15 protein-coding genes and 4 tRNA genes are annotated in these 16,956 nt (G+C 52.6%); 1 reads left to right on the top strand and 18 read right to left on the bottom strand.

Going from position 1 to position 16,956, the window contains the following annotated elements:
• Nucleotides 1–356: 356 nt before the first annotated feature.
• The 6 genes from H0247_RS18085 to purB form a co-directional block, all read right to left on the bottom strand.
• On the bottom strand, nt 357–1,514 hold the full coding sequence (locus tag H0247_RS18085) for a M20 peptidase aminoacylase family protein (protein ID WP_180743795.1): 1,158 nt from the start codon (nt 1,512–1,514) through the stop codon (nt 357–359).
• A 77-nt stretch (nt 1,515–1,591) separates the two neighbouring features.
• Nucleotides 1,592–2,353, bottom strand: a complete 762-nt coding sequence (locus H0247_RS18090) for an amino acid ABC transporter ATP-binding protein (protein WP_180743796.1) — start codon at nt 2,351–2,353, stop codon at nt 1,592–1,594.
• Nucleotides 2,354–2,362: 9 nt separating this feature from the next.
• Nucleotides 2,363–3,034 (bottom strand): amino acid ABC transporter permease, encoded by a 672-nt coding sequence (locus H0247_RS18095; protein WP_180743835.1) that lies wholly within the window; start codon nt 3,032–3,034, stop codon nt 2,363–2,365.
• Between the two features lie 141 nt (nt 3,035–3,175).
• On the bottom strand, nt 3,176–3,967 hold the full coding sequence (locus H0247_RS18100; RefSeq protein WP_180743797.1) for an amino acid ABC transporter substrate-binding protein: 792 nt from the start codon (nt 3,965–3,967) through the stop codon (nt 3,176–3,178).
• Nucleotides 3,964–4,506, bottom strand: a complete 543-nt coding sequence (locus H0247_RS18105) for a GNAT family N-acetyltransferase (RefSeq protein ID WP_180743798.1) — start codon at nt 4,504–4,506, stop codon at nt 3,964–3,966. The genes H0247_RS18100 and H0247_RS18105 overlap by 4 nt, the downstream gene beginning before the upstream one ends.
• A 9-nt stretch (nt 4,507–4,515) precedes the next feature.
• Nucleotides 4,516–5,880 carry an adenylosuccinate lyase gene (gene purB / locus H0247_RS18110; RefSeq protein WP_180743799.1) on the bottom strand — a complete coding sequence of 455 codons (1,365 nt, stop codon included), beginning with the start codon at nt 5,878–5,880 and terminating at the stop codon, nt 4,516–4,518.
• A gap of 248 nt (nt 5,881–6,128) precedes the next feature.
• On the opposite strand from purB, the gene H0247_RS18115 reads away from it, so the two are divergent.
• On the top strand, nt 6,129–7,436 hold the full coding sequence (locus tag H0247_RS18115) for a histidine-type phosphatase (RefSeq protein WP_180743800.1): 1,308 nt from the start codon (nt 6,129–6,131) through the stop codon (nt 7,434–7,436).
• A 121-nt stretch (nt 7,437–7,557) separates the two neighbouring features.
• On the opposite strand, the gene H0247_RS18120 is transcribed toward H0247_RS18115, so the two are convergent.
• From H0247_RS18120 to wecC, 12 genes are all read right to left on the bottom strand, one after another.
• Nucleotides 7,558–7,634, bottom strand: a tRNA-Pro gene (locus tag H0247_RS18120).
• Nucleotides 7,635–7,676: 42 nt separating this feature from the next.
• Nucleotides 7,677–7,763, bottom strand: a tRNA-Leu gene (locus H0247_RS18125).
• A 42-nt stretch (nt 7,764–7,805) separates the two neighbouring features.
• Nucleotides 7,806–7,881: transfer RNA gene (locus H0247_RS18130), tRNA-His, on the bottom strand.
• A gap of 121 nt (nt 7,882–8,002) precedes the next feature.
• Nucleotides 8,003–8,079, bottom strand: a tRNA-Arg gene (locus tag H0247_RS18135).
• A gap of 169 nt (nt 8,080–8,248) precedes the next feature.
• Nucleotides 8,249–8,998, bottom strand: a complete 750-nt coding sequence (wecG, locus tag H0247_RS18140; RefSeq protein WP_180743801.1) for a lipopolysaccharide N-acetylmannosaminouronosyltransferase — start codon at nt 8,996–8,998, stop codon at nt 8,249–8,251.
• Nucleotides 8,995–10,386, bottom strand: coding sequence for an ECA oligosaccharide polymerase (wzyE, locus tag H0247_RS18145; protein WP_180743802.1), 1,392 nt, complete (start codon nt 10,384–10,386; stop codon nt 8,995–8,997). Before wzyE ends, wecG begins: the two co-directional genes overlap by 4 nt.
• Nucleotides 10,383–11,468, bottom strand: coding sequence for a TDP-N-acetylfucosamine:lipid II N-acetylfucosaminyltransferase (locus tag H0247_RS18150; protein WP_180743803.1), 1,086 nt, complete (start codon nt 11,466–11,468; stop codon nt 10,383–10,385). The genes wzyE and H0247_RS18150 overlap by 4 nt, the downstream gene beginning before the upstream one ends.
• A complete protein-coding gene (gene wzxE / locus H0247_RS18155) occupies nt 11,465–12,715 on the bottom strand; it encodes a lipid III flippase WzxE (protein ID WP_180743804.1) in 1,251 nt (416 codons plus the stop codon). Before wzxE ends, H0247_RS18150 begins: the two co-directional genes overlap by 4 nt.
• A 1-nt stretch (nt 12,716) precedes the next feature.
• Nucleotides 12,717–13,847: a dTDP-4-amino-4,6-dideoxygalactose transaminase gene (rffA, locus tag H0247_RS18160; RefSeq protein ID WP_180743805.1), complete on the bottom strand. Its 1,131-nt coding sequence runs from the start codon at nt 13,845–13,847 to the stop codon at nt 12,717–12,719.
• Between the two features lie 4 nt (nt 13,848–13,851).
• Entirely contained in the window at nt 13,852–14,583 is a 732-nt protein-coding gene (gene wecD, locus H0247_RS18165) for a dTDP-4-amino-4,6-dideoxy-D-galactose acyltransferase (RefSeq protein ID WP_180743806.1), read from the bottom strand.
• Between the two features lie 37 nt (nt 14,584–14,620).
• Nucleotides 14,621–15,694 (bottom strand): dTDP-glucose 4,6-dehydratase, encoded by a 1,074-nt coding sequence (gene rffG, locus H0247_RS18170; RefSeq protein WP_180743807.1) that lies wholly within the window; start codon nt 15,692–15,694, stop codon nt 14,621–14,623.
• Entirely contained in the window at nt 15,685–16,947 is a 1,263-nt protein-coding gene (gene wecC, locus H0247_RS18175) for a UDP-N-acetyl-D-mannosamine dehydrogenase (protein ID WP_180743808.1), read from the bottom strand. Before wecC ends, rffG begins: the two co-directional genes overlap by 10 nt.
• Between the last annotated feature and the right edge of the window lie 9 nt (nt 16,948–16,956).

Here is a 16,956-nt window from a genome sequence, read left to right on the forward strand (position 1 = left end):
TAAGCACGAATTATGCCAAAACGCATTAATTTATTACCACCGCCTCTCAATTAAATGGTAACTCACTAATAATAAATGTTATTTTTATTTCTTCACGGGAAGAAAAGCAAACGTACACAAGGTGATAAAAACGAGACTCCGCTCACAAAATATGTCGCTATTCAGAGACGGATTTATCATAAAAAATATTAGTGATTATTAATCAATGGGTTAAGTGTCTCTTTTTTGCGACAGCAAAACCCCTAGAGTGTCGTGTTTTTCCGACAGCCCTATCAAAGCTGCTGATTCAATTTAGAAAAAGGGAAATATCCGCGCCGGAAAACAGACGCGGACAGAGTTGACTTAATGATAGGAGACTAGCGGGAAGAGAGTTGCTCTAAGCTCTGCTTCGCCATCTGATACAAATAGTGTGCAGTCGGGAACAGTGCGCGATCGTCAACGCGGAATTTCGGGTGGTGCAGCGCATATGGCCCGCCGGAGCCGACCATCATGAACGTACCCGGCAGTTTCTGCTGATAGAACGCAAAATCTTCACCAATCGGGCTAGCTTCCACGCGACGTGCTTCAAACCCTTCGTCACTTGCCACATTCAGCGCAAACTCAACCCACTCCGGCGTGTTGATCACCGATGGCGGCCCTGCATGCCACAGGAACTCGATTTCCGCGCCAAAGGTGCTGGCAATACCCGCCACGATCTGGCGGAAACGCTGTTCAATCAAATCACGCGCATCCTGATTGAACGTTCTGACCGTACCTTCAACGTAGGCAGTATCAGGGATAACGTTCCAGGTGCTGCCGCTATGAACCTGAGTAATCGACACCACCGCGTTGTTGTCAGAAGACACCGTACGGCTGATGATGGTCTGTACGGCAGAAATCAACTGACCCAGAATGATAATCGGATCGTTGCCTTCATGTGGCTTCGCGGCATGACAGCCTTTCGCCGCAATCTTGATCTCAAAGCGGTCAACACCCGCCGTCAACGCGCCATCTTTCCCGCCGATCACGCCAACAGGCAGCGTCGGATCGTTGTGGATACCGAAAATCGCTACCGCATTGTCCAACGCACCAACCGCAATGACTTCCGGCGCGCCCAGCCCGGTTTCTTCGGCAGCCTGGAATAAAATTCGCACCGTGCCTTTCAGCTCCGGCTCGATTTTCTTCAGCAGAATCGCCGCGCCCAGCGCAGCGGAAGAGTGAAAATCATGACCGCAGGCGTGCATCACCCCTTTATTGAGCGACGTGAATTCTACGCCAGACTCTTCTTCAATCGGCAGGGCGTCGATGTCCGAACGGACCACGACCAGCGGGCCATCCTGAAGGCCGCCCACTTCGGCAACCAAACCCGTTTTCAGCGGCAGATCGAGGATGCGAATCCCCTCTTTTTCCAATACCGCACGAATCTTCTTCGTGGTTTCAAACTCCTGATTCGACAGTTCAGGGTTGCGGTGTAAGTCGTGGCGAAACGCCTGAATAAACTGAGCCAGAGGCTCGTGCTGAGGTGCTGTTCTCATTAATACTTGCTCCACATTATCGTGCCCTGCCTGACAGGGCGGCCTTGTTCAGGCGTGCAGGTGTGTCTACGTATACGTTAAATATCGTACTCAAGCGGCTCAGGCAGCTTGGTCAACTGACGCAAGAAACGCTGGGTCTGCGGGTTGTCCGAGAAGCTAATGACTTGCTCCGCCGGACCTTCTTCAACGATGTGCCCGTCCGCCATGAAGATCACACGGTCAGCCACTTCTTTCGCAAACTGCATTTCATGGGTAACGATCACCATCGTGGTGTCGTTCTTCGCCAGCTTCTGAATAACCTGAAGCACTTCGTGTACCCTTTCCGGGTCCAGCGCCGAGGTCGGTTCATCAAACAAAATCGCCTTAGGATCGACTGCCAGCGCACGCGCAATACTCACGCGCTGCTGCTGCCCGCCGGATAACGTCACCGGATACTGCGCCGCCTGCGGCAGCAGACCGACTTGTTCCAGCAAAGCCAGACCGATTTCATCCGCCTGCTTCTTCGGCATTTTTTTCACAACAATCAGCGCTTCCGTCACATTCTCCAGCGCCGTCTTGTTCTTAAACAGGTTATAGCTCTGGAACACCATCGCCGTCTGGCGACGCAGCGCGTAGGCTTCTTTAGAAGAGTAACGACGCGTATCCAGCGTTTGGTCGCCAATGTGAATGGTGCCCGATTCTGGGGTTTCCAGCAGGTTCAGACAACGCAGCAGCGTGGATTTACCCGACCCGGATGGGCCGATAATCGCCACGACTTCGCCTTTCGCGATATCCAGACTAATGTTGTCCAATACCACCTGATCGCCAAAGCGTTTAGAAAGATTCTTTACACTGATCATGTCAGCCCCTTATCGCTGTAGCGAGTGATTCAGTTTCTTCTCCAGCTGCTTTTGCAGCCAGGAATAAACCATGATCACCAACCAGTAAATCAGACCCACAACCAGGAAGGTCTCAAAGAAACGCAGAGATTCGGCGGCAATCATTTTGCCTTCCGCGAACAGTTCGGAGACACCCAACGCAAAAGCCACCGAAGTATCTTTAATCAGAGAAATGAAGGTGTTCCCCGTCGCGGGTAGCGCATTCAGCATGGCCTGAGGCAACACGATGCGGCGATAGACCTGTGCTTTACTCATGCCAATGGATAGACCCGCTTCCGTCTGACCGAAATCCACCGAGGCCAAGCCCGCACGGAAAATTTCTGCCATATAGGCGGACGTTTTCAGGCTAAAGCCGATAATCGCCGCCGTCATCGCATCCAGATTGGATAAGCCGGGGAACAGCTGCGGCAGGCCAAAGTAGATGATAAACAGTTGAACCAACGATGGAATGCCGCGGAACAGCGAGATATACAGTTCGACGATTTTTACTACCACGACGACCTTGCTTTCACGGACTAACGCCAGGATAAGGCCGAGAACCATAGCAAAAAACATCGAAACCACGGCAAGAAACAACGTGGTCGGCAAATACATTAATACCTGGGGAAAGACCTTTAACAGGTAAGCAAGATCGATATTCATGAGTAATACCATTAATGCTTCCACCGGCCATGTTGCGCCGGTGGAACAGGGTTATGACTAGGCTATATAACGAATCATCTGGCTACCGACATCACGAATCATCAATCTACGTAACGACTCGGCCAGAATGATGGCGTGAGGTTATTTAGCCGGTGATACCGTAATGTCTTCACCAAAATATTTTTCGGAGATCGCTTTCAGGCGTCCATCTGCACGCATTTTCGTTAACTCTGCATCGAACTGCTTACGCAACGCATCGCCTTTCTCGTCCTTATGGAACGGGAAGCTCACTTCTTCAATCACCAGCGGTTCACCAACCAGTTTGAACGGCAGGTTACGCTTATTGATTTCCGCCAGCAGAATAGGACGTGAATTCACGTAGCCTTCAACGCGCTTAGACAGCGCATCGTTCATCGCGCCATCGCGTGTTTCATAGGTGCGAATATTCACGCTGCCGTCGGCAAACGCTTTTTTCAGGTTGTTGACATGGTTGGAACCCAGAACCCCAGCAACCGTCTTCCCTTTCAGGTCAGCCAGTGTATTAATGTCCGCGTTGTCTTTGTGCGTCACAATCTGGCTGCCGTAGAAGCTGTAAGGCTGGGCAAAATTGTATTTTTCCTGACGCGCAGGCGTAATTGCCACCACATTCGCCACGGTATCCAGTTTTTTCGCTTCCAACTGCCCCATCAGGCCGCTGAAATCGGCGGTAACCCACTCAACTTTGTAGTTCAGATCTTTCGCAATGGCTTCCGTCACTTCAACGTCAAAGCCGACCAGCTTGTTATCTTGCTTGAAGCCGCTTGGATAGCTTTGGCCGGTTGAACCCACTTTCAGGACTTTTTCCTGCTCGGCGCTGCTTTTCCCAGAATCACAGCCGGCTACAAGAAAGGCGGTCGTCAGCGCCAGAACAGACAACGTTACTTTTTTCATCATTTTACTGCCTCTCTTTTTGAGTTTTTATCTTTCCACTGGTCATACAATTGGTTATCAAGGATTTTTTCCATCCAGATTGTCAGGTGTCCTTTCCCCAGATTCGTCTGCCCGACTTCCCTGAAACCATAATTTCTGTACATCTCAATCAGCCACGGGTGGTTTTGTGCCGTGCCAAGCGACACCGCAGGCGCTTTAAGCTGGTTAATCAGAATTTCTTCTTCCAACCAGCCCATCATTTGCTTACCCAACCCCTGTTTTTTATAGCCAGGGTGCGTGGCAAACCAGCCCAGATGAGGTAAACCGAACGGGCCTGGCTCCGGCCCCCACGGATAGCGGATGGTAAATGACGACACCATCTCTCCATCTTTCTCCATCACATAAACGCCGTGTGAGGCAATATGCGTGCGCACCATGTCGATATCCGCATGAGCAGCAGAGAAGTTGATACCTAACTGACGAATCGGCTCAAACGCCGCCAGCGCCAGCGCCAAAAAAGTTTCATCATCCGCAAGCGTAGCCTGACGAAATACGATACTCATAGTGTCACCTTATGCTGGCAGCAGGCCGGAGTTGTCCGCATAACGAATCACGTCATCAACCTTCTGCGGCGCACTACCAACGTAGTTAGCCGGATTCAGCCATTCGTCCAGATCGGCAGCAGTCACCTGCTCGGAAAGCACCGGATGGGTCAATAGCACCGATTTAAACGATTGATTCTGCTCGAATGCCTGCATAGAGCATTCGTAAACCAGATGGTGAGCGGTCTGCTTGCCGAGACGTTTACCAATCTCAAACATCACTTTTTCAGACAGCAGCAGGCCATTTTGCAGATCGAGGTTCGCCAGCATTTGCTTCTCATTGACGGACATCCCACGCAGGATGCCAAGCGCGTTCTGAAGCTGAGCGGACAGATAGATATTGATTTCCGGCAGCGCGATCCACTCCGCACGCCAGCTCATCGCATCACGCTCGTGCTCAACTTTCATGGATTCATGAATCAGCGCGGCGCTCTTGAACAGCGGTGCCGTCAGGCTCGCCAGCCCTTCCAGTGCGGCAGGGTTACGTTTATGCGGCATGGTGGTAGAACCGATTTTCCCTTCGGAGAACGGCTCTTCGATTTCGTTAATCTCGGTGCGCATCAGGTTGTACAGCTCGTTGCCGATTTTACCCAGCGTACCGCTGATCAGCACCGCAACAGAGGCGTATTCGGAGAAACGATCGCGGGCAGACTGCCAGCCGATATTCGGCGTATTCAGCCCCAGTTTATCCAGCGTCAGACGCTCGATTTCCGGCCCTTGTTCGCCAAAAGAAGCATAGGTACAGATAGCACCGTTGATATTGCCGACGAGAACACGTTGCTTGATTTCAGTCAGACGTTCGAGATGACGGATAAATTCATCCAGCCAGACGGCCAGTTTGAAGCCAAACGTGGTGGGAAGCGCCTGCATACCGTGGGTACGACCCGCCATCAGCGTGTGTTGATATTTCTTCGCCAGACGCTTCAGTTCAACGGCCAGCAGTTGTGTATCTCTTACAACAATATCAAAAGATTGTTTCAGCTGTAACACTGTCGCGGTATCAACGATGTCCTGTGTGGTAACACCATAGTGAATAAATTCACCCGCCGCGCCGCACTGTTTCTGAATCGCGGCAATCGTCGGCATCAGAGAGTGCTTCATGCGTGCCGCATCTTTTGCAATCTCTTCAACGTTAAGCGCGCTTGCGTCAGCGTTTTCTGCAATGGTTTTTGCCGCATCCAGCGGAATGACACCCAGTTCACCCTCGGCAAGCGCCAGGGCAACTTCGACTTCGACCTGTTTAGTCAGGCGATTATGCTCGGACCAGACGCCGCGCATTTCAGGCGTGCCAAAATTATTCCCTATAAGAAGAAAATCAATAAGATGTGATGCCATAATTAACTCGTTAGTGTTGGATTTATCAGGCGGGGATTTATGTCGTCTTTTTAATTTTTAAAAATATAACATGCGGAAATTATGTGCTTTATACCTTTGGGATCTATCTTAGATCAAAAAGTTTGATTGCAAACTATGCATGTAGAAATGTTCGCTAACACTCTCTCCCAAGCGGAAAAGCCCGTTTGTCACTTTACTCTTCCTACAATAAAACTTCTTATCCGTATGACTGCTGACGAAGGATTATCATGCTTTCCCACACGACATTACGCATGCCCCGTACCCTATTGATTACCATGATCATTATTTCTTCATTCTCTACTCAGGCACAGGCTCAGGACCGCTACCAGTTGGAAAAGGTGGTTGAAGTCAGCCGTCATGGCGTACGTCCTCCAACAGAATCCAACACGACGACGCTGGAGTCCGGCACGGCACGAGAGTGGCCACAGTGGGTCACGCGCGACGGTGAATTAACCGGACACGGCTATGCTGCCACTGTGCTAAAAGGCCACTATGAAGGCGAATATTATCGTCAACAGCATCTATTCGCTTCAGGTTGTCCCACAGAACAACAGATTTATGTGCTCGCCAGCCCGTTACAACGCACCCGTGCGACCGCACAGGCCTATGTGGATGGCATGTTTCCCGGCTGTGGCGTGGCGACACATGCCGTTGAGGATGAAAAACAGGACCCACTGTTCCACGGGGATAAAATGGGGATTGGCACGCTTGACCCTGAACGGGCCAAGGCCGAGGTACTGAAAGCGATGGGAGGCGATCTCAATACCGCCTATCAACATCTTCAGCCCAGCGTAGAGCAGTTGAAGCAGATCGTATGTAAAGCGGATAAACCGTGCCCGGTGTTTGATAAACCGTGGGCGATAAAACAGGATAAAGATGGTTCGATTTCTATCAGCGGTCTGAATACGCTGGCAAATATGAGCGAGGTTTTCCTGCTGGAGTACAGCGAGAATCTGCCGCAGGCGCAGGTCGCGTTTGGTCACGTCAGCAACACGCAGGATCTCACTCCGTTGATGGCTCCGATGACGGCTAAATACGATTTTACCAATGACGTTCCCTATATCGCACAGCGTGGCGGTTCGCTATTTATGCAGCAAATCGCACAGGCTCTGGCACAGGGAACGCAGGAAGAGCAAGACACCACACAAGGGGAGCCGCCAGCAGCCCCTTACTTACTGTATGTCGCCCATGACACCAACATCGCCTACCTACGCACGATGTTGCAGTTCCATTGGCAATTACCCGGCGATACCGCCGATAACATTCCCCCCGCAGGTAGCTTGGTATTCGAACGCTGGCGTGACACCACCACGCAACAGCGCTTTTTGCGCATCTATTTCCAGACACAATCGCTGGATCAGATCCGTTCTCTGACGCCGCTGAGCGGCCAGCAAACGCTACTGAGAGAAGAATTGACCTCTCAGGGCTGCCAGCAGACGGAGAAAGGTACACTATGTCCTTTCGATACCGCTTTGAAATCCATGCGAAAAAGTATCGATAGCAGCGCACTGGCACCTGTGCATTACGCGCGGTAACGCACGATATCGCAGGGAACCACAACGTCTTGTCGGGTTAACGAACCCGACAAGATTTTCGCAAGAAGACAAATCGCAGACGAAAAAAAAGCACATCTTCCGATGTGCTTTTTTTTGTAATTGGTCGGCGAGAGAGGATTCGAACCTCCGACCCACTGGTCCCAAACCAGTTGCGCTACCAAGCTGCGCTACTCGCCGAATATACTGCTTTTTCGAACATCACTGATGTTCTCGTTTGTGTGGTGCGAAGAGAGGGACTTGAACCCTCACGTCCGTAAGAACACTAACACCTGAAGCTAGCGCGTCTACCAATTCCGCCACCTTCGCATAACTCACAAACTGTCAATCAAGAACTATATCTGCAAAATCTGGGGTGGCTAATGGGACTCGAACCCACGACAACTGGAATCACAATCCAGGGCTCTACCAACTGAGCTATAGCCACCATCACCACACTTTACATCAACTACTTATTACGCGGTACTTCCTTTTTACGGGATACTTTCTTTGTTAAGAAAAGTGTACCACCGCAGCTCTTGCACACAACATACTTCATAAAAATATAATGGTGCGCCCGACAGGATTCGAACCTGAGACCTCTGCCTCCGGAGGGCAGCGCTCTATCCAGCTGAGCTACGGGCGCTTAGCGCCGTTGCGGGGCGGGATATTACGGGCTTAGCGACTGGCTGTCTAGTGCTTTTTTATCGAAATGATGCGTTTGGTTATGATTTACTCATTCCAAGCTAAATAACAGACAGTTATGCCCTTCCCGCCCCTGAATGCGACGATTTACTCGCTGTGACAGATAAAAACTACAACCGCCTGCTGTAGTGATAAGCAACATACTTCAACAGCTTAAACTGCCGAAAAATACGGCTCGGCTGGGACAGCAAGCGATACAGCCACTCCAACCCTAAGTTTTGCCACACTAACGGAGCACGCTTGACATGCCCGGTAAAGACGTCATACGTTCCGCCCACGCCCATATACAAGGCGTCAGGATAGTGGTGGCGACAATCGCGCATCAGAATTTCCTGTCGTGGCGACCCCATCGCGACGGTAACAATCTGCGCACCGCTGGCGCGAATGCGCTCAAACAACGCATCGCGCTGCTCTGGCGCAAAATAGCCATCCTGACTGCCGACAATATTCACGTTCCACTGCGCCCGCAGCTTCACTTCCGTTTGTGCCAGCACATCAGGTTTGCCGCCCACCAGAAAAACCGGCGTTCCCTCCTTGCCCGCTCGTGCCATTAGCGCTTCCCACAGATCAGCGCCTGCAATCCGCGTGACATCAGCCTGCGGGTACTTGCGCCGAATCGAACGCACAATGCTAATACCGTCCGCATACTTATACTCTGCACGATCGAGCAGCGTACGCAGCGCCACATCTTTCTCTGCCGTCAGCACTTTCTCAGCGTTAATCGCGACGAGCGTGCCCGTTTGAACCCGTTCTCCTGCAAACAGGTAATCAACAAACTGCGCCATATTACGAAAACCGTGAATGGGCAAACCACGAATGGTATACAGAGGAATGCTCTCTGTGGCTTTTAACGCTGTCATCGCTGCTCCTTTATCACAGGATCCGGTACGGTATTGGGTGTCGGCACCAGCGGCGTCGCACGCATACGCATCAGGCGCTGCCGGATTAGCCCGGCGCTTTCCAGCAGCCAGTAAAGCAGTTTGGCAACGAGTAGACTCAGGCCAAATACCAGACAGAAAAAAACCACACGTGAAACAAAGGAATCGACACCTTCACGCGTCAGCACAATGATATTGAACACCGCGCCGAAACAGAACGCCTGCAAAATAGCGGCCTTATAGCGGTTGCTGTCGTGTTTTCCTAACTCGTACACCCAGTCGAACCATTTGATCACTAACCCGACGGCAATTGCGCCGAGCGGGATAAACAGTACACCGCCCATCACTATCAGTGACCCTAGCAGCGTGGGAGAGATTGCCAGCCCGGAGTGGTTATTCAACACTTCCCAAGTGAAATAGTTCGCACTGTTCAACACCAGATTCGGACGGTCCGGCCATAGCCAGGAGGGAATGAAAACATAGAAATCACGGGCAATCGGTGCCAACCCCTGAAATTCAATCTTGTCGTAGTTCTGCCACAGCAGCGCCAGATTTTCCCAGGGTGAGAAGGTGTCACGGGTTAAATAGAGGAAAGTATAAAAGGCGTAATCACCGCTGACATCCAGCCCATAGCGCTTCAGTGCCAGCCAGAACATCCCGACAATCCCGAACGCGCCTGCCGCAACCAGCATCCACAGCGTAATCCAGCCGCGCACAATGCCAATAAACAGAAACAGCGCAAAGGCGATGATCAGATTCGCACGCGTTCCGCCAACAATCACGTAGGTCAGCATCCCAAATGCAACCGTACCCATGAGGAACATCAGCCACGCACGCTGCGTCTGACGCAGGAAATACACCACCAGCATCGCCGGAATGAAGAAGTAGAAGAAGCGTTTCAACGCCACGCCGGATACTTCACTGGAGAATATCTGGCTGTAAGAGCGCAGCTTAAACAGCAAAAAACCATTATTGAGAAAGAAAATACCGACGGTAGCGACCGCGATCAACGCCAGCAACAGCCAGGTCAGATTGGCTTCAACCCGATTCACCGTCAGGAGTGGCGCACGCGGCGCTGAGGCTTTCTGACGCAGGCGCGTCTTATAGCTGACGTAATAGATCGCATAGAACGCTGTCGCGGACAGCATCGCCTGAAGCAGGTACTGTACGGGAACGACCTCAACGCCGAACCGAAACACCAGTACGCAGGTAAACGGAAAACCGAAATAGAACGTCAATAAATAGAGCAATGAAAACAGTACGTTAAAGTTAAAACGCACCCGCCGAAACTCCATCCAGGTCAGGCTCAGGATAAAGATGACTGACATCAGGTAGACGACAAACAGCCCACCAAATTGCCCCAGCGTCATGTTGGTTCTCCCGTCGCCAACGCCAGCGCTTCTCGCCAGCCTTGCAGATAATTGGGATTAAAGAACGCGATCTGGTGCTTATCGACCGATGCCAGCTGGCGCTGCGCCTCACGCACTAGCGCTTCATCCAACTCGTCACCGTAAAACAGCACGGGCAGCTCCTGTTCCGTCAGATCCTGCCAGAACGGATTTTGCCGACTGATCACGAACGGCACGCCAAACTGAATCAGCAGGCATAACGTCCCGATGCCCTGCTGGCGGTCGAAAATAAAATAACCCAAATCGCAGGCGCGCAGCATGTTGAGATAATCATCAAACGCCAGTTGATCCTTTAGCAGTTGGAAATTTTTCACGCCGAACAGCGCCAAACCGTCTTTTTCCACCTGTGCGATGTAGGATTCGTTATTCGCGGGGTAGCCCATTGGCACAATCACCCGCACATTTTTCCCGAACTGCTTGTGAATCGCCCGCAGCGCTTCCTGATGACGATTCGTGCGATCGCCAGAATTGCCGACCAGAATCGTCATCGGACCTGCCAGCGGTTTATCCACCTGCATGCCCGTTAGCGCTGGATTCATGCGCGTTGGGAAGTACAGCAATGACGTCGGCACGCGGGGCGAACGCTGCTGATACCACGCCAGATCGCCACGCGTAGCAAACACGTGTCCAACACGCTTTTGTGCCATCCGCCGAAGCCAATAAAACAGGCGATATTTCAGGCCGCTCGCTTCTTCATACAAATCCGCGCCCCACACATGCCAGTAAACCTGCTCGGATTTGATTTTTCCGCTCAGCAACGCCAGCCACAGCGTGGGGTTAAACTGCCCATGCAGGAAAAAGCGCATCTTGCGGTTCGCTTTCGCTCTGGCAATGACGGCCTCTGCCAGCGTTTTCTTATCCACGCAGGTTTCGATACGCAACGCGGGGAAATCAGCCGATGAAATGCCCTCGCGGGAGGCCACGATGAAGTGCCGAATCTGCGGTTCGGGGAGTTCCGTCGCCAGTACGTCGTTAAAAAAACGTAAAACGGTCTGGTTATGATGCGGGATGTCAGATCCCAATACATGAATCAGTGTCGTCATGCTCGCCTACGGTAAATAATGAATACGCAACAACAAAGCAAAAAATAGACCAGGTAGGTTGCCATATAGGCCTGTGCCGCACCTTGTGCGCCATACAGTGGAATTAGCCAATGGGAAAAACCAGTCAACAGGAGAAACTGGCTCACTTCCGTGAGCAGGTAAAAGCGCAGCGCCGCTTTCGCAATGACCAGATAGCCAAAGACGTAAGCGCCCACTTTCATTACATCGCCTACCAATTGCCAAACGAAGAGATCGCGCATCGCCGTGAACTCGCTGGAGAACAGCAGCCAGATGGCAAAATCTCGCAGCAGCCACACGCAAAAGCTGACGCCCGCCACGACGGGTAATACAAACTTCAGCGAACGAACAATTTCCTGCGATAACGCGGCTTTATCCGTCAGACGCGAGAGTGTCGGTAACAGATAAACGGTAAAAGAAGCGGTAATAAATTGCAGGTAAGCATCGGAAATACTGCTGACGCCCTGCCAAATACCCACTTCGTCCCAGCTATAATGTTCCGCCAGCAGGTTACGCATCATGATGTACGCAACGGGCAGAGTCACCGCAGTCATCAACGCCATCAGCGTGAACTTGCCCAACTGACCCGCAATGGCGCGATCCCACGTTGGTTTTAGCGACGCCAGCGACAGCGGCGTACGTCGCAGTAGCATGATGCCCGCGGGAATCACCAACAACGCGGGCACCAGCGCCAGCCCTACCAAAGCGCCAACGTAGCCGCCCAGTTGCAGGCAGAGCCAAAAGGCCGCCAGCCCGATCAGGCTGCCGCCGATCATCGCCAGCGCGTTACCTATCGCATCCCGATAGCCCTTGAGAATCGCCAGAAACAGGTTGGCGTAGGCGATACCCATCTGGATGAACGCCAGCGCACGCACCACATCGCGATAGTCATCATGTCCAAACAGCAGATTGGCGATAGGCGTTGCAGCGGAAAGAAAGAGAATCGCCAACAGCGTCGAGAACCCCAGCACCAGCGTGACTGACGTACCGAGCAGCGGCCTGAGCCGTTCCGGCTGTTGCTGGTACTCCGCCACGTATTTGGTGACGCCGTTGAAGATCCCTGCGCCAGCTAATACGCCCAACACCGTAATCAACTGGCGGAAATTCCCTGCCATCCCCACGCCACTGGGGCCAAAGGCGACCGCCAGCAGCTTGACGACAACCAGCCCCGCGCCGATTTTTATCAGCGTGGAGCCAGCCGTCCATATCGATGCTTTCGCCAACGACATATCAGGAGAAGAAACTCAGAATGGTATTGATGACCGTCCGCTGATTAACGTCTGACAGGTTATAGAACAGCGGTAAACGCACCAGCCGCTCGCTTTCCTGCGTGGTGTAACGATCTTCACCAGAGAATTGACCGAAATTCAGACCCGCTGGGCAGCTATGCAGCGGAATATAATGAAAGACCGTTAGGATTTCGGCTTCTTTCATGTAATTGATAAATGCGCTGCGATCGTCTTGGGAGCTGAGTTTGATATAAAACATATGCGCGTTGTGAATGCCATTGGCAGGTACAGTCGGCAGCGTAATACGCCCAGCGTCGGCCAATGATTTGAATGCCGCATAGTAGTTCTGCCACAGCTTCAGGCGGCGCTCGTTGATCGGCCGAGCCGCTTCCAACTGCGCCCAGAGATAAGCAGCCTGAATGTCCGCCATCAGGTAGCTTGAACCGATATCACGCCACGTGTATTTATCTACCTGTCCGCGGAAAAACTGGCTACGGTTCGTTCCTTTTTCACGGATGATTTCCGCGCGCTCCACCAATCTGGCGTCATTAATCAGCGTGGCGCCCCCCTCGCCGCCCGAGGTGTAGTTCTTGGTCTCATGAAAGCTGAAGCAGCCGATATGACCAATGGAACCCAAAACGCGGCCTTTGTAGCTAGACATCACACCCTGCGCGGCATCTTCCACGACATATAAATCGTATTTCTTCGCCAGCGCCATAATCGCGTCCATCTCGCAGGCCACACCCGCGTAGTGAACTGGCACGATAATGCGCGTCTTTTCCGTAATGGCCGCTTCGATTTTCGTCTCGTCAATGTTCATGGTATCCGGGCGGATATCGACAAACACGATTTTCGCACCGCGCAGCACAAAGGCGTTAGCCGTGGAAACGAAGGTATAGCTCGGCATGATCACTTCATCGCCGGGCTTAACGTCCAGCAGGATCGCAGCCATCTCCAGCGAAGCGGTGCAGGACGGCGTGAGCAGGACTTTTTTACTGCCGGAATAATGTTCCAGCCACTGCTGACAACGGCGGGTAAACCCACCATCGCCGCACAACTTACCGCTGCTCATGGCAGCCTGCATATAATCCAGTTCCGTACCGACAACCGGTGGCGCATTAAATGGAATCATGTGATCACCTGTATAACCAATACGCCGTGCTCTCAATCATGGCACCACGGCGAAGATAAAGACGAAGCGCCGCCACGTTGCCAACCTGCGTCGCGACTCGAAGACGAATCAGTCCTTGTTGTCGGCACCACGTTTCCGCCAGCGCCATCAGCTGTGAACCGATACCGCGTACCGCCACACCCGGCCAAACGCCCAGCAGCCCGATACGGGCATCCGTGTCATCCACTCTACGTAGCGTGACCCATCCTTGTGGATTGCCGACGGCATCCTCCGCCAGTAAACAGCAGTGATCGAACGTACCGCGCACGGCATTTTCAATCCACTGCGCATAGAAACGCCCGCTATCTTCCGGCTGGTACCACGGAGAACGAAAACGGCTCAGCGCAAACACGCGTGATGCCGCGTCCCTCAGTGCTGGGATATCGTCGGGCGCGGCTTCACGCCAGCGCGGTAGCGGCGTAACCACGGTAGACCGCTCCAGCGATAAACTGAGATCAACTTCGCCTTCCACCAATCGAAAACCCAGATCGGCAAGCGCGTCCACCAGCACCAAATTGTCCGCCGCTATTTTAGCCTGCGTCAGCGTAAATGCGCTCAGCGAATCAGGCGCCAATGCGGGCGCAGACGGCGAAAAATTCAGCTTAGCGCTGTCAATCTGGAAGAAGTCACTCTCCCAGCCCAGCGGTTCAACCGTAGCGCGAATCTCTCCCTTTCCAATGGATATCGGATGGGGCATCGTTTCGCTCCTTTCTTTTCCGCCATCAGACGCAGGTTTAATCATTCAGTCCTAAACGTTCGCCGGCATAAGAACCATCCTGCACGCTGCGCCACCATTTTTCGTTATTCAGATACCAACTGACGGTTTTTCTCATGCCCGTCTCAAACGTTTCTTCTGGACACCAGCCCAGCTCACGTTCAATTTTCCCGGCATCGATCGCGTAACGCATATCGTGGCCTGGTCGGTCTTTCACGTAGGTGATGAGATCGCGGTAATGCGCTACGCCAGCAGGCTTATTCGGTGCCAGCTCTTCCAGCAGCGCGCAAATGGTCTGCACGACTTCAATGTTTTTGCGCTCGTTGTGACCACCGATGTTATACGTCTCGCCGATTTCGCCTTCTGTCACCACTTTGTACAGTGCGCGAGCATGGTCTTCGACAAACAGCCAGTCACGGATTTGCGCGCCGTCACCGTAAACCGGTAAGGGTTTGCCTGCGACCGCATTCAGGATCACCAGCGGAATCAGCTTCTCTGGGAAATGGTAAGGGCCGTAGTTATTCGAGCAGTTGGTGATAATCGTCGGGAACCCGTAGGTACGCAGCCAGGCGCGAACAAGGTGGTCGCTGGAGGCTTTCGATGCGGAATAAGGGCTGCTTGGCGCATAAGGCGTGGTTTCTGTAAACAGATCCTCCGTCCCATGCAGGTCACCAAACACTTCATCGGTAGAGATATGGTGAAAACGGAACACACGTTTGTCCGCATCAGCCAAGTTCTGCCAGTAATGACGAGCTGCTTCCAGCATCGTATAGGTGCCGACAATATTGGTTTCGATAAAGGCCGCTGGGCCATCGATAGAGCGATCGACGTGGCTTTCTGCCGCTAAATGCATCACCAGCGCGGGCTGGTAAGCGGTAAAGACACGGTCCAGTTCCGCACGATCGCAGATATCCACCTGCTCGAACGCGAAGCGTGAGCTATCAGCGACAGGGGCCAGCGAAGACAGGTTCCCCGCATAGGTCAGTTTATCGACAACGACAACACTATCCTGCGTTTCCGTCAGAATATATCTGACCAGCGCCGAACCAATAAATCCTGCACCGCCAGTAATTAAAATACGTTTCAACGCCATACCCCTTTAGTATCAATGACCCACTGTTGTTTAACATCTTCTGGATTAATCGCTTTAAACTGACGGTGGTCGACTAACATGACCAGCACATCGGCTTCTTTTAATGCACTGCTGGTATCGACCAGTTTCACCTGCCCGGCCAATACGGACGGCAGGTGTTTAACATTCGGTTCGACGGCTAACGTCACGCCGGTATTCCACTGTGCAATCATGGACGTAATCCCTACCGCAGGGCTTTCACGCAGATCGTCAATGTCGGGCTTGAACGCCAGCCCGAAGCAGGCCACCGTGACCTCGCTGGCACGTTTATCCGTTTGTGCCAGATAATCCGCTACGGCCGCTTTGACGCGATCCACCACCCAGAGCGGTTTGCCATCGTTGACCAGTCTGGCGGTATGAATCAATCGAGCCTGCTGCGGGTTCTGCGCCACAATAAACCAGGGATCGACCGCAATACAGTGCCCGCCGACGCCAGGGCCGGGTTGCAGGATATTGACGCGAGGATGGCGGTTTGCCAATCGGATAAGTTCCCATACGTTAATGTTTTGTTCGGCACAAATCAGCGAGAGCTCATTGGCGAAAGCAATGTTGACATCGCGGAAGCTGTTTTCGGTCAGCTTGCACATTTCGGCGGTGCGGGAGTTAGTAACCACACACTCACCTTCGAGAAAGATTTTGTACAGTTCGCTCGCGCGAGCAGAGCACACCGAGGTCATGCCGCCAATGACACGATCGTTTTTAATCAGCTCAACCACAACCTGACCGGGCAGCACGCGTTCAGGGCAATAGGCAATATTGATGTCCGCCGTTTCCCCCACCTGCTGCGGGAACGTCAAGTCTGCACGCATCTCAGCCAGCCATTCAGCCATTTGCTCGGTTGCCCCTACGGGGGATGTCGATTCCAGAATCACCAGATCGCCTTTCTTCAGAACAGGCGCGATGGACGCTGCCGCAGCCTGAACGTAGGTCAAATCGGGTTCGTGATCGCCTTTGAAAGGAGTAGGAACGGCGATCAGAAAGGCATCGGCTGGCACGGGTTTTGTCATGGCCTGAAGGTAGCCGTTTTCTACTGCCACTTTGACCAATGAATCCAGATCGGGCTCAACAATATGGATTTCGCCACGATTAATGGTTTCAACCGCCAGTTTGTTCACATCAATACCGATGACTTTTTTCTGGCGCGATGCAAAGGCCGCTGCGGTGGGTAAACCGATATAGCCTAAACCGATTACGGAAATGGTAGTAAAGCTCATAGTGTCACC

Source organism: Pectobacterium sp. CFBP8739, assembly GCF_013449375.1.
Classification (GTDB): domain Bacteria; phylum Pseudomonadota; class Gammaproteobacteria; order Enterobacterales; family Enterobacteriaceae; genus Pectobacterium.

Bases quoted from the DNA above. Each gene is read 5' to 3' on its own strand.
- wzyE (WP_180743802.1), bottom strand. From the start codon at position 10,386: ATGACGCTGGGGCAATTTGGTGGGCTGTTTGTCGTCTACCTGATGTCA.
- purB (WP_180743799.1), bottom strand. From the start codon at position 5,880: ATGGCATCACATCTTATTGATTTTCTTCTTATAGGGAATAATTTTGGC.
- H0247_RS18150 (WP_180743803.1), bottom strand. From the start codon at position 11,468: ATGACGACACTGATTCATGTATTGGGATCTGACATCCCGCATCATAAC.
- H0247_RS18095 (WP_180743835.1), bottom strand. From the start codon at position 3,034: ATGAATATCGATCTTGCTTACCTGTTAAAGGTCTTTCCCCAGGTATTA.
- wecC (WP_180743808.1), bottom strand. From the start codon at position 16,947: ATGAGCTTTACTACCATTTCCGTAATCGGTTTAGGCTATATCGGTTTA.
- rffA (WP_180743805.1), bottom strand. From the start codon at position 13,847: ATGATTCCATTTAATGCGCCACCGGTTGTCGGTACGGAACTGGATTAT.
- H0247_RS18105 (WP_180743798.1), bottom strand. From the start codon at position 4,506: ATGAGTATCGTATTTCGTCAGGCTACGCTTGCGGATGATGAAACTTTT.
- wecD (WP_180743806.1), bottom strand. From the start codon at position 14,583: ATGCCCCATCCGATATCCATTGGAAAGGGAGAGATTCGCGCTACGGTT.
- H0247_RS18090 (WP_180743796.1), bottom strand. From the start codon at position 2,353: ATGATCAGTGTAAAGAATCTTTCTAAACGCTTTGGCGATCAGGTGGTA.
- wzxE (WP_180743804.1), bottom strand. From the start codon at position 12,715: ATGTCGTTGGCGAAAGCATCGATATGGACGGCTGGCTCCACGCTGATA.
- H0247_RS18085 (WP_180743795.1), bottom strand. From the start codon at position 1,514: ATGAGAACAGCACCTCAGCACGAGCCTCTGGCTCAGTTTATTCAGGCG.
- H0247_RS18100 (WP_180743797.1), bottom strand. From the start codon at position 3,967: ATGATGAAAAAAGTAACGTTGTCTGTTCTGGCGCTGACGACCGCCTTT.
- H0247_RS18115 (WP_180743800.1), top strand. From the start codon at position 6,129: ATGCTTTCCCACACGACATTACGCATGCCCCGTACCCTATTGATTACC.
- rffG (WP_180743807.1), bottom strand. From the start codon at position 15,694: ATGGCGTTGAAACGTATTTTAATTACTGGCGGTGCAGGATTTATTGGT.
- wecG (WP_180743801.1), bottom strand. From the start codon at position 8,998: ATGACAGCGTTAAAAGCCACAGAGAGCATTCCTCTGTATACCATTCGT.